10 protein-coding genes are annotated in these 12,462 nt (G+C 69.3%); all 10 read left to right on the top strand.

What is annotated here, in order from left to right:
• Positions 1-3 precede the first annotated feature (3 nt).
• The 10 genes from RYJ27_RS12120 (at position 4) to RYJ27_RS12075 (ending at position 12,388) form a co-directional block, all read left to right on the top strand.
• Complete coding sequence (locus RYJ27_RS12120) at positions 4-1,722, top strand: hydantoinase B/oxoprolinase family protein (protein ID WP_330170554.1); 1,719 nt, start codon at positions 4-6, stop codon at positions 1,720-1,722.
• A 40-nt stretch (positions 1,723-1,762) separates the two neighbouring features.
• Positions 1,763-2,767, top strand: coding sequence for a sugar ABC transporter substrate-binding protein (locus RYJ27_RS12115; RefSeq protein ID WP_330170553.1), 1,005 nt, complete (start codon positions 1,763-1,765; stop codon positions 2,765-2,767).
• A gap of 81 nt (positions 2,768-2,848) precedes the next feature.
• Complete coding sequence (locus tag RYJ27_RS12110) at positions 2,849-4,351, top strand: sugar ABC transporter ATP-binding protein (protein ID WP_330170552.1); 1,503 nt, start codon at positions 2,849-2,851, stop codon at positions 4,349-4,351.
• A 3-nt stretch (positions 4,352-4,354) separates the two neighbouring features.
• Entirely contained in the window at positions 4,355-5,338 is a 984-nt protein-coding gene (locus RYJ27_RS12105) for an ABC transporter permease (protein ID WP_330170551.1), read from the top strand.
• Between the two features lie 62 nt (positions 5,339-5,400).
• Entirely contained in the window at positions 5,401-6,705 is a 1,305-nt protein-coding gene (locus RYJ27_RS12100) for a hydantoinase/oxoprolinase N-terminal domain-containing protein (protein ID WP_330170550.1), read from the top strand.
• The gene (locus tag RYJ27_RS12095) at positions 6,702-7,793 is read left to right on the top strand and encodes a DUF917 domain-containing protein (RefSeq protein ID WP_330170549.1); all 1,092 of its coding nucleotides are present in this window, start codon (positions 6,702-6,704) and stop codon (positions 7,791-7,793) included. Before RYJ27_RS12100 ends, RYJ27_RS12095 begins: the two co-directional genes overlap by 4 nt.
• Positions 7,790-9,268 carry a helix-turn-helix domain-containing protein gene (locus RYJ27_RS12090; protein ID WP_330170548.1) on the top strand — a complete coding sequence of 493 codons (1,479 nt, stop codon included), beginning with the start codon at positions 7,790-7,792 and terminating at the stop codon, positions 9,266-9,268. The genes RYJ27_RS12095 and RYJ27_RS12090 overlap by 4 nt, the downstream gene beginning before the upstream one ends.
• A gap of 44 nt (positions 9,269-9,312) precedes the next feature.
• Entirely contained in the window at positions 9,313-9,780 is a 468-nt protein-coding gene (locus tag RYJ27_RS12085) for a GAF domain-containing protein (protein ID WP_330170547.1), read from the top strand.
• The gene (locus RYJ27_RS12080; protein WP_330170546.1) at positions 9,777-11,003 is read left to right on the top strand and encodes a metal-dependent hydrolase family protein; all 1,227 of its coding nucleotides are present in this window, start codon (positions 9,777-9,779) and stop codon (positions 11,001-11,003) included. Before RYJ27_RS12085 ends, RYJ27_RS12080 begins: the two co-directional genes overlap by 4 nt.
• The gene (locus tag RYJ27_RS12075) at positions 11,000-12,388 is read left to right on the top strand and encodes a M17 family metallopeptidase (protein WP_330170545.1); all 1,389 of its coding nucleotides are present in this window, start codon (positions 11,000-11,002) and stop codon (positions 12,386-12,388) included. Before RYJ27_RS12080 ends, RYJ27_RS12075 begins: the two co-directional genes overlap by 4 nt.
• Positions 12,389-12,462: the final 74 nt, after the last annotated feature.

Raw genomic sequence — 12,462 nt, 5'->3', positions numbered from 1 at the left:
ATCATGACTTCGACCACCGTCGACACCACCGCCCTCGATGCCGCGGCCGCTCCGGTCACCGTCGACCCCGTCACCGTGGAGATCCTGCGCAACGCGCTGACCAGCGCGGCGGAGGACATGAACGCCACGCTCATCCGGTCGGCGTACTCGATGATCATCTACGAAGGCGGCGACTGCGTCGTGGCACTGCTCGACCAGAACCACCAGGTGCTGGGGCAGTCCGCGGGCCTGCCGCTGTTCCTCGGAAACATCGAGACCTGTTCGAGGGCCGTCGAGGAGAAGTACGGTCGCGATGTCTGGCGTGAGGACGACGTCTGGATCCTCAACGACGCCTACATCGGCGGGACCCACCTCAACGACGTGACGATCTTCGCCCCGGTCTTCGTCGACGGCGTGCTGGTCGGCTTCTCGGCCACCCGTGCCCACTGGATGGACATGGGCGGAAAGGATGTCGGGGCGTCGATGGACTCCACCGACATCTTCCAGGAGGGCTTCCGGATGGGTCCGGTCAAGCTCATCTCGCAGGGGGTGGAGACGGACGTCGTCGAGCTGATCCAGACGAACACCCGCTTCCCGTACCAGACCGTGGGCGACATGCACGCGATGGTCGCGGCCCTGCGCATGGGCTCCGTCCGCATGCAGGAGCTCGTGCGCAAGTACGGACTCGATGTCATCGAGGCGGCACGCGACGAGATCTTCCGCCAGACCGAGGAGCTCGAGCTCGAGCGGGTGCGCGAGATCCCGGACGGCGTGTACACCGCCGAGGGCTTCCTCGACAACGACGGCATCAACCTCGATGTCCCGATTCCCATCAAGCTGACCGTCACGGTCTCCGGCAACCAGATCGAGTTCGACGTCACCGAGTCGGCCGATCAGACGCAGGGCCCGGTCAACTGCGGCGTCGCCCAGGCCATCTCGGCCCTGCGCGTCGGCTACAAGATCCTCGTGAGCCCCGAGACCAACTCCAACGGCGGGTCGTTCCGGCCGCTCACGGTGAAGGTGCGGGAGGGCTCCGTGCTGGGGGCGGTCGCGCCCGCTGCGTGCCAGTGGTACTTCTCGCACCTCGGGATGCTGATCGACATGGTCTCGCGCGCCCTGGCGCCGGCACTGCCCGACCGCGTCGCCGCCGCGAGCCACGGCGACTCGATGATCATCACGAGTGCCGGATTCGACCCCCGCGTGGGTCGCAACTGGGTGTCGATGGAGGCGACCCTCGGCGGCTGGGGCGCGTGGGACGGCTCCGACGGCGAGTCGGCGCTGATCAACAACGTCAACGGCTCGCTGCAGGACTTCCCGATCGAGATGGTCGAGACGAAGTGGCCGTTCCGCATCCGCGAGTACTCGATCCGCCCGGACTCGGGTGGTGCCGGACGCTGGCGCGGGGGCAACGGCGTGATCCGCGAGTACGAGTTCCTCGCAGACGGTGTCTTCGGTCTCTGGTTCGAGCGTTCGAAGACCCCCGCCTGGGGGCTCTTCGACGGGAACGGCGCCGCGGGTCCCGAGGTGGTCATCAACCCCGGAGGGCCGGATGAGTTCCGCACCCTGAAGATCAACGCCCAGCCTGCGACGAAGGGCACCGTCATCCGTCTGGCCGTCGGCGGGGGTGGCGGCTACGGCCGACCCGAGGAGCGCGATCACGAGGCCGTCCGGTACGACGTGGAGAACGGCTACGTCTCGGTCGAGCGCGCCCGGGCGGACTACGGATACGTGCACCCCGAATGAGATCACAGTTCCACCCCAACGAGAGGAAGCGGTACCTGCAATGAAGAGGAAGTACTTCGCAGTCCCCGGCCTGGCACTGGCCACGGTCGCACTCCTGGCCGGCTGCGCCGCGTCGGGCCCCGAGCCCGGCTCGGAACCCGCCGGCGACGACCAGCTGAGCATCGGGTTCTTCGGGTTCGCCGCGGCGAACTCGTTCGCCCAGGGCGTGTATGAGGGCGTCGAGGCTGCCGCGCAGGAGATGGGCGCGACATCCGAGTTCGTCGACTCCAACTTCGACGGCCAGCTGCAGGCGCAGCAGGTGACGGATGCCGTCACGTCCGGCCAGTACGACGTCATCGTCATCCAGGCCAATGACAACCTCGTCGTTCAGAAGCCGCTGGAAGACGCGATCGCCGCCGGCATCACGGTCGTCATCGAGTTCACGGCAGTCGGCCCCGACTTCGAGACCGTCGAACCCCAGGTGGAAGGTGCGATCTCGATCGTGGACCCCGCCGTCGTCAACGGCGAGAAGCTCGGCGAGATGGGCCTGATGGCCTGCGAAGAGGCCGGCGCGGACCCGTGTCAGGTCGGGTACATGGAGGGCTTCCGGGCGCTGCCGCTCGACAACGCCCGCACGCAGGCCGTCGTCGACACCCTCGAGGCGGGCGGTGCGGAGGTCGTCGCACAGGTCGAGGGCGGATACACCGCGGACTCCGGTCAGGCGGCGTTCCAGGACATCATCACCGCCAACCCGGATGTGGACGTCGTGATCGGCTCCTCGCAGGCCATCGGCGGCGCGCGGCTCGCGGCAGGTGCCGACAGCCCGGTCATGTTCGTCGGCAACGGCTCGTCGCGCCAGGCGGTCGAGGCGGTGCGCAGCGGCGAATGGTTCGCGACGTACACGCTCGACCTCTACCTCAACGGCTACACGGCCGCGGAGCTCGGCATCAAGAAGCACCAGGGCGAGGACGTCGAGGTGGCCATCAACGAGGCGGACCTCACCCCCAGCAAGGGAATCGGCACCGCCGCGAACCTCGAGGGCTTCGAGGCGACGTACGACGACTGATCGCCTTCCTCCGGTGGGTCGCTCGCATGCGGCTCACCGGAGGGTGCGATCGTTCCACCGATAGATCACGAAGGGACGACGGTGGCAAAGCCGACGACGCTCACCAGCACACCGCTCATCGGGCTCGACGCGGTCGGGAAGTCCTACAACGGCATCTCGGTCCTGCGTGACGTCTCGTTCGAGATCGCGCCCGGCGAGATCCATGGCCTGCTCGGCGAGAACGGTGCGGGCAAGTCCACGCTGCTGAACATTCTCGGCGGGGCGATCACCGCGGATGCCGGCCGCGTCCTCTTCGACGGCGTTCCGACGCGCCTGTCGAGCCCGCGGGACTCGATTGCTCACGGTGTCTCGTTGATCTCGCAGGAGCTGGCACTCGTCCCCCAGCGGACCGTTCTCGAGAACGTCTTCCTGGGCGGCTGGGCCAACGCGGGCGGAGTCGCGACGCCCTCCGCGGATCGCCGCCGCTTCGACGCGCTCGCGGCCGAGATCGGATTCGATCTCGACCCGAACGCGGTGGTGTCCTCTCTCCCGCTCGGCAAGGCGCAGCAGGTCGAGATCCTGAAGGCACTCGCCCGGGGGTCACGGGTGCTGTGCCTGGATGAGCCGACCGCGGCGCTCGCCGAAGCGGAGACCGAACAGCTGCTGGTGGTGCTGCGCACGCTCGCGGACCGTGGCACGACGGTCGTCATCGTGTCGCACTTCCTCGAGGAGGTGCTCGGCATCGCGGATCGGATCACGGTGCTCCGGGATGGCGCGCAGATCGTCACCGAGGACGCGTCGGGTCATACGACCGACTCGCTCGTGCGACTCATGGTCGGCCGCGAGATCGCCGCGCTGGCGAGAACGCCCGCTCCGGTGCCGGAGTCCGCGCCCGTGGTGCTCCGTGCCGAGGGCCTGACGAACGGGCGCATCCTCGATGTCAGCCTCGAGGTGCGCGAAGGCGAGATACTCGGGCTGGCCGGACTCGTCGGCAGCGGTCGATCCGAGACGCTCCGGGCCATCTTCGGCGCGGACCGCCTGACGTCCGGTCGGGTGTCCGTCTCGGGTGCGCCGGTGCGACGGGCGACGATCCGGAGCATGATCGACCGGGGGCTCGCGCTGGTGCCGGAGTCCCGGAAGGACGAGGGCCTCGTCCTTCGCCGCGACGCGAGCGAGAACATCGCGTTGCCCTCGCTCGGGGGCCGCCAGGTCGGCGGGATCCTGCGACGGGGCGCCGAGCGTGCGGCGGTGGACCGCGTCGTCACCATGGTCGACGTGCGTGGAAGCGTCCACCGTGTTCCCCTTGCCGCGCTGTCGGGAGGCAACCAACAGAAGGCGCTGTTCGGGAAGTGGCTCATCACGCCTCCGAAGGTGTTCCTCATCGACGAACCCACCCGGGGCGTCGACATCGGCGCCAAGGTCAACATCCACAATCTGATCCTCGACCTCGCCGCCGCGGGAACGGCGGTGATCGTCGTGAGTTCCGAACTCGAGGAGGTGATGGCCCTGTCGCACCGCATCCTCGTCATGCGCCTCGGGCGGGTCGTCGCCGAGTTCCCGAATCCTGCCGACCGCGAGGACATCATGTCCGCCGCTTTCCTCTAGGAGATGACCACCGTGACATCCGACATCGCACTACGCCCGCGCCGCCGAGGGATCGACCTGAAGGACTTCGGCATCCTCGGGGGACTGCTGGCGATCATCGTCTACCTGAGCCTGTCGACCACGACATTCCTCACGGGCCAGAACATCGTCAACCTCCTCGACCAGGCCGTCGTCATCGGTCTGCTGGCCGTCGGCGCGACGCTCTGCATCGTCTCCGGCGTGTTCGACCTGTCCTCGTCGGCGACCCTCGCCGTGTCGGCCATCGCCGGGGTCTTCCTCACGACGCATCTCGGCGTCCCCCTGGGGTTCGTCCTGGCCCTAGGTGTCGGCGCGGTCCTCGGCACGATCACGGGGACGCTCATCGTTCTGACGCGCGTCAACTCCTTCATCGGGTCGCTCGCCATCAGCATCATCTACCGCGGGCTCGCCATCGTGCTGACCGGCGGGATGATCCTGTCCGTCCCCAGCGATCAGCTCGAGGCGTTCCGCTTCTGGGCGCTGCCCGCGGTGGGCGGGCTGTCCGGCGGCACGATCCTGTTCGCCGTCGCGGCCGTGGTTCTGGGCTTCGTCCTCTGGGGGACGACGTTCGGGCGGCGCATCTATGCGGTCGGCGGGAACGAAGAGGCCGCACGGCTGAGCGGCGTCCGCACGCCCCTCATCCACATCTCGGTGTTCGCGATCAACGGCGTCTGCGCGGCGGCCGCGGGAATGGTGCTGGCGTCGCGGGCAGGGTCGGCCCAGCCTTCGATGGGCTCCGGCATGGAGCTCACCGCCATCGCCGCCGTCGTGATCGGCGGCACCAGCATCCTCGGCGGTGCCGGAGCGGTCTGGCGCACCGTCGTAGGAGTCATCATCCTGACCGTCATCGGCAACGGCTTCAACCTGTTGCGTTGGGACACGACCTACCAGCAGGTCGTGACCGGTGTCCTGATCCTCGTGGCGGTTGCCGCGGATGCCTGGCTCTCACGCAGATCCAGACGTTCGTGACGGTGCGCGCGCCAGGATAGAGGCACAAACCTCAACGGCTCGCAGAGCCGCGGAAGGATCCCATGCGAATCGGTGTGCGCGTCACCCCCGACGAGATCTCGGCCGTCGGCGTCCATGAGGACGGGCACTTCGCTCGTGCGCGGCGATCGCCTCACGGCGATCTGACCAGCGCTGTCGCGGATGCCCTCAGAAGTCTGCGGAGCGACCAAGACGAACCCGTCTCCTCCGTCGTCTTCGATGTGAGTCGGGCGCTCGTCAGAGACGCGGATGCCGGGGTCGTCTCGGTGCTCATCGAGCCCCGCGCACCGCGCGAACCGCGTCGTCACCTGTGGTCGTCGGAGCATATCCCGGTCGACGTCGCCCACGTCGGCGGAGGACACAACGCGCTCGGTCATGAGCTCGTGCCGCTTGACGAGCAGGCCCTGCGCCGTCTCGCGGAGCACATCGCACCGGGGGCGCACCTCGTCGTCTCGGCCGCGGGCTCTCCGGTCAACGCCGAGCACGAGCGACGGGCGGCCGAAGTGCTCCGGTCCGCCGCAGCGGTCGGCAGCATCACGGAATCGAGCGCCTTCTACAGCGACTCGCTCCTGGTCCGGGAGTTCACCGCGATTCTCAACGCGGTGATGCTCGCACGCGCGGAACAACTCGCGGCCTCTCTCGAGGATGCGGTCGCGCAGGGTGCCGGAGAAGAGGTCCGCGCTTTCGTGGCCACGAACGAGGGTGGATGCACACCGCTGTCGAGGCTGCCGATCACGCCCGTGCATTCGATGCGCGCCGATGTCGCGGGCGAGATGCTCGGCGGTGCCGCCGTTGCGGGTCGAACGAGCGGTCGGATCATCGTGGCACGCCGGGGCGCCGTGCGGATCGGCGAGTTCGTGGACGGTCTGCCGTCGGTCGTCAGCCGGACATCGCTCCCGGGCGGCATCTCGCTCGCATCGAGCTTCGCCCGGGTCGTGCCGCTCACCGACCTGCTTCTCTCCGGCTCGGCGGAGCCGCCCGTGACCGTTCTCGTGGAGGGGGCGGAACGGGAACTGGCCGAGTTCGGGCTCGCTCCCGCGATCGGCACCGACGAAGATCTCGTCGCGGTGGGGGCTGCGGTGGCGCCGGCATCCTATTGGCACAATCGGGTCGCCCGAGTGGTCAGCGCGGAGGACATCGACCGGGCGCTCGCCGATGGAGAGGCGATCGCCCGGGCGAACCTCGTCGCATGGGGTGCGCACCCCTCGGGCGTTCGGATAACGGAGGCTCGTGTGCTCGCGACGACGTACGGCGAGGCCCAGATGATCCGGGCCCGCGTGCGCGGGGTCGCGGAAACGCAGGTCGCGAGCCTTCCGGCCGCGCGTGCGCTGGAGGAGAGCCGCGCATGACCCGCCGTCGCCTCACCGCCGCCGATATGGGCCACCTCTGCACCGGCGCGATGTTCGTGGCGTGCACGATCGATCACGAGAGCGCGCTGCAGTACCGCGACATGACGCTCGGGCTCATCGAGCTCAACGGGGAGGGCCCCCTCCTGGTCTCGGCGGACGACCTCGATCCGGCGGCGATGACGACGTCCACAGGATTCGTGAACCGTGGACTCATGTTCTCGGAGATGATCCCGATCGGCGATGAGTTCGAGACGGCGTTGAACCTGCTGCAGGGGAGGCTTGGCGTGCCTCTGCAGGGGATATTCCCGCTCGCGGCGGCCAGTGTGAACGCGATGGTTCCGGTCAGCGTGGCGTTGCAGACCGGACTCCCTCTGGTCGACGCCGACCCGATGGGGCGCGTCTTCCCGCTCGTCAGCCAGACCACCCTCGCGTTGGCGGGCATGAGCGCCGGGCCGATCGCGCTGACGGGGCCGACGGGAGAGACCGCGGTCGTCGACGTCGTCGCGCCCGCGCGGGCGGAACGGATCGTACGCGCGCTCGCGTCGGAGCTCGGCGGGTGGGCGGCGACAGCCTCGTATCCCGTGACGGCGGCCGTGCTCCAGGAGCATGGAGTGATCGGCAGCATCAGTCGCCTCATCGAAATCGGCCAGATCCTCGATTCCGCGCAGCACACGCAGGCCAAGTACGCCCAGCTGACCACGCTGCTCGGGATGCGTAAGGTCATCCGGGCACGAGTCACCGACGTGGAAGGGCTTTCGCGGCCATCCGTCCCGGGCCTGCCGGATCGACCCTCCAGCGCGACCCTGGTCGACGAGGCGCAAGGACGCATCGTGCGGCTGGAGATCCAGAACGAGATCCTCATGATGCTCGTCGACGGCGCGATCCAAGCCGTCGTCCCCGACGTCATCACGATGGTGCGCCCCGAGGACGCCAGCGTTGCGAGCCTCGACGACCTGTGGGTGGGGAACAAGCTCGATCTCATCAGCTTTCCGGCGGCCCCGCAGTGGTATTCGCCGGAGGGCCGGGCGCTCGTCGAGCCCATGGCGATGCATGTCGTCGGGCACGTGAGAGGCGGTCGGGCCCGATGAGCTCCACGCGACGCGGTGTGATCCTTCGCGATCTCCTGCTGGCCCACGACAGCGCGGGGCTCACCGCTCATCACGTCCCCTCCTCTGCGCAGTCGGTGCGGGAGATCGTGCTCATCACCCACGTGGACCAGATCCTCGAGGTCGGTCCGGACAGCATCGTGCTGCTCGGTGAAGAGCTGGCCCTGGGCGGATGGGTCGTATCCGTCGCGCTGCGATACGCGTGGGAGCGACGTGCCGCCGCGCTCGTGGTGTCTGAGCAGTCATTCTCGGAATCGGTCATCGAGCTCGCACGAAGATTCGGCGTCGCGCTGTTCACGGCGGCCGTCGGCATCGACCGCACGGCCCTCGCCCTGGCGCGGCAGCTCGGGGCTCTCGAGGCGGGGATCCTGTTCCGCCTCGATGCGCTCCACAACCGGGTCGTCCGCGCCACCACCATCGCCGAGGTGTTGAGTGAGATCTCGCAGGAGCTGAACGACGCGCACGTGCAGGTGCTGGTGGAGGGGATCGAGCTCGTGTCGCGCGGCGAGCGCCCGAATGACGCGGTCACGGTGAGGTCGGTGCTCGCCGACGGCAGACGCGGTCCGGAACTGGTCGCCACGGTCTCGCCGTCGCAGCAGGCGTTCGCGGAGCAGGCGCTCGCCCGCGCCGGCATGACCGTGCGGGCGCTTCTCCTCGCTCACGAGCTGACCGACCTCGTCGACGCGGCACCGCTCCTCTCCTTCGCCGCCCTCGCCGGCGTGCGCGAGGACAGCGCGGTCGACGATGGTCATCCGGATCAGGCCGCGCTCCAGCGGTGGCCTCCGGGTACACCGGTGGCGGCCGTCGTGCTGCGGGTCGTCGACGACGTCGATCATCGAGCCGACCGCATCGCACCCGTCGTCACCAGTCGCTGGCGCGAAGCGTTTCCCCGCGTGCCGCTCGCGCGGATGAGCGCAGGATGGTTCGCCATCGTGCCGCTCGCGCATCCCTCCGCCGAGGTGGACGGTGCGCTGCAGCAGCTCGCGGACGCGGGCCTCGGTCCCCTCGGAACGGCACTCGGCGTGGCGCAAGACCCGGAGGGGACGGAGCAGGTGTCGAACCTGCTGCGCCGGGCGGGACTGGCCGCGCGTCTCGCCGAGGCCGGCGGGCCGGTCATCGACTTCCGTCGCTTCGGCCTTCCGCTCGTGCGGCGACTCCTTCCCGCGCAGGATGCGATGGATCTTGCACAGACCGCCTATCCCCTGCTGATGCGGGACCCGCATGCCGCCGACATCATCGCCACGGTCGTCGCATACCTGGACTGTGCCGGCTCTGCCACGGCGGCAGCGGAGCGGCTCGGGGTCCACCGCAACACACTCCAGCTGCGCTTGCGGCGCGCGGCAGCACTCGGAGTCCACCTCGACCACCCCGGGGAGTTGTTGTCCACGCACCTGCTGCTCGCGGCCCTCGATCCGGGATCCGTACCGACCTCGCCGTCCCCGCCCATCGACCGCTGACCTCTCACGAGACCGCTGACCACCCCACGAACGGAGCCTCACACATGTCATCACTGTCCCTCCCCCAGGCAGCGGAGTCCGCGACCCGGCGACTCGGCAGCATCCTCGTCACGGTGACGGTGCTCACGCCGGACGGCACCGAGGTCTCCCGCGTGTACACGACGCATCCCGAGGTGTACGCGGTGGGCGGCCGGAAGCGGCTGGATCCCACGCAGACTTCGCCGATCTGGCTCGAGCAGGTCGTCGCGGGTCAGCGTCCGTTCCTCGGAGCCGATCGCGACTCCGTGCGAGAGTTCTTCTTCGACTGGGCGACGATCGAGTCGCTCGGCTGCGGTGCGATCGTCAACACGCCGGTCGTGCACGCGGGTGAGACGATCGGCTCCATCAATTTCCTCGGCCCCGACGGAAGCCTCGACGAGGACTCGGTCGCCATCGCGCAGGAGATCACCGCCGCGGCTACCGACGCCGTCGCGCGTGCGCGTTCCGAGGCCTTCCCGGAGGTCGCGCGATGACGCAGTTCCGTACACGCGGTGGTTCCCTCCGCATTCGCAACGGCCTCCTGTTCGATGGATCCTCGGCATCGCTCGACGCGCGGGACCTGATCATCCGCGAGGGCGTCATGCTGGACCCCGACGACTCCGCGCCGGACGACATCCCCGAGATCGACGCACGCGGCGGGGTCGTGACTCCCGGCTTCATCGATGCTCACCTGCACGCATATGCCGTGTCGCTCAATCTCCTGCACAACGAGACTCGTCATCTCAGCTATGTCGCACTCCTCGCACGCAGGCGCCTGGGCGCTGCATTGCGTCGCGGATTCACGACCGTCCGGGATGTCGCGGGCGGCGACGCCGGGCTGCACACCGCGATCGAGGAAGGCCTGTTCACGTCGCCGCGGTACTTCTACACCGGTGCCGCGCTGAGCCAGACCGGCGGACACGGCGACCCGACGTCGCCGGACGACACGCTCTGCTTCCATGGCGGCCCGGGCCTTGAGATCGTCGACGGGGCGGACGCGTTGCGCGTCGCCGTTCGCAGCCGCCTCCACGGCGGAGCGCACGCGATCAAGATCATGGCTTCGGGCGGCGTCACGTCGCCCACCGATCCCCTGAAGATCCCGCAGTACTCGCTGGAGGAGATCCGCACCGTCTCCGAAGAGGCGACCAGGCGCGGAAGCTATGTCGCCGCGCACGCGTACTCATCGGAGGCCATCCAGCATGCCCTGCGAGGAGGGGTGCGCTCGATCGAGCACGGCAACCTGCTGGACGCGGTCACTGCGCGCGCCATGGCGGACGCCGGCGCCTATCTCGTGCCCACCCTGGTCACCTACGACGCGATGTCGCGCCGTGGTGGGGAACTCGGAATGACGGCCGTCGGCCTTGCGAAGAACGCCGAAGTGCTCGACCGCGGAATGACCGCGATCGAACGCGCATACGGCGCGGGTGTTCCCGTCGGCTTCGGGTCGGACCTGATGGGCGAGCTCGAGACCGAGCACCTGCATGGCCTGCGGCTGCAGGCCGACGTCGCGGGCGTGCTCGAGCTGCTGCGAAGCGTCACCTCGGTGAACGCCGCGCTGCTGCGCAACGACCGCATCGGCAGGATCGGCCCCGGGGCGTTCGGCGACGTGCTGATCTTCGACGGCAATCCCCTCGAGGACCCCTCGTTGCTCTGGAGCGACCGGAGGCCGCGCGTCGTGCTCGACGGAGTGCCGATCGGTGCGGGGCCCTCGAGATGAGTACCGTCGTGGTGCGGGCGATCTATGCCGACGATGTCGATGCCGAGAGCTTCGATGCGCGACGCGTGGACGGCTTCACCGGTCAGCTCGGCCAGACCCGGATCGAGCAGTCCGGCGACGTCGTCGTCGGGCTCACGGGCGCGGGCGCCCGCGCCGCGTCGTCCCCCGAGCGGCTCGCGCGCGCCGCGGCGGCCATCGCACGCCGTGTCTCCACGGCGTGCGCGGTGACCGAGCCAACCGACCCGGTGGCACTCGAGGTCGACGTCGACTCGTTCTCCCCATCCGGCGACGAGGATGCGATCGCGGCCATCGCCGAGGGCATCGCGCGGGGTGGGTACCGGTTCCGGATGACCGGCGAGACGACATTCGTGTCTCGTTCCCTCCCCGCGGGTGCGAGCGGGTCCTTCGCCGAGGCGTGGGAGCGCGGTGCCCGGGCCGCAGAGGCCGTGCGGCACGCTCGTGACCTCGTCAACCTTCCGCCGTCCGCACTCACGCCCGCTGAGCTCGCCCGTCGTGCGCGGGACCTGCTGGAACCGCTGGGCGTGCGCGTCATCGTGCGGGAGGCGGCCGAGCTCGCCGACGGCGGATACGGCGGCATCGTCGCGATCGGCAGGGGATCCGCCCATCCGCCCCTGTTGCTCGAACTCGCGACCGGCGATGGGGCTCCCGAATGCGTCTTCGTGGCCAAGGGAGTGACGTACGACTCGGGCGGGCTCTCCCTGAAGCCCGCGGATGCGCTCATGGACATGAAGTCGGACATGGCCGGCGCGGCGGCCGTCATCGCTGCGTTCTCGCTGCTGCCGGCGATCGCGCCGGGCCGTTCGTTCTCGGCCGTGATCCCCGTCGTCGAGAACATGCCCGGCGCCCACGCCGTCCGGCCGGGCGATGTCGTGCGCCTTCGGGACGGATCGACGCTGGAGATCCTCGACACCGACTTCGAGGGACGGGTCATCCTTGCCGATGCGCTCGCGCGAGCGGCGGAGATGCGCCCGCAGGCGATCGTCGATTTCGCCACCCTCACCTACGCCGCACGCAACGCTCTCGGGGATGACTTCGCGGCGCTCGTGTCGACCGACGACGCACTGGCGTCGCGGCTGTCGGCCGCGGGTGAGCGGACGGGGGATCGCGTGTGGCGGCTGCCTCTGCAGACGGGCCTCCACGCGCAGATCGCATCCGACATCGCGGACTACAAGAACTTCCCGGGCGTGCCTCGCGCGCGCGTCTCCACCGCTGCGCTGCTGCTCAGCCGATTCGTCGCGCAGATTCCCTGGGCCCACGTCGACATGGCGGGGCCGGCCTTCCGCCACGTGGCAGACGCCGAGGGCGCTGCGGGCGGCACGGGCTACGGCGTCGCACTGATCGCAGAGATGGTCCGGTCGTCATGACGGTCCGCACGGCGATGCGCTGCGCGCCGAGGAGTGCAGTCCACGACGACCGCGGTCGCGATGGACTCCACAAC

Origin of the sequence: Microbacterium limosum, assembly GCF_036324365.1 — a bacterium.
GTDB lineage: Bacteria > Actinomycetota > Actinomycetes > Actinomycetales > Microbacteriaceae > Microbacterium > Microbacterium limosum.
The sequence above is the reverse complement of the archived record's forward strand: the minus strand, read 5'-3'. Positions and strand labels throughout refer to the sequence as shown.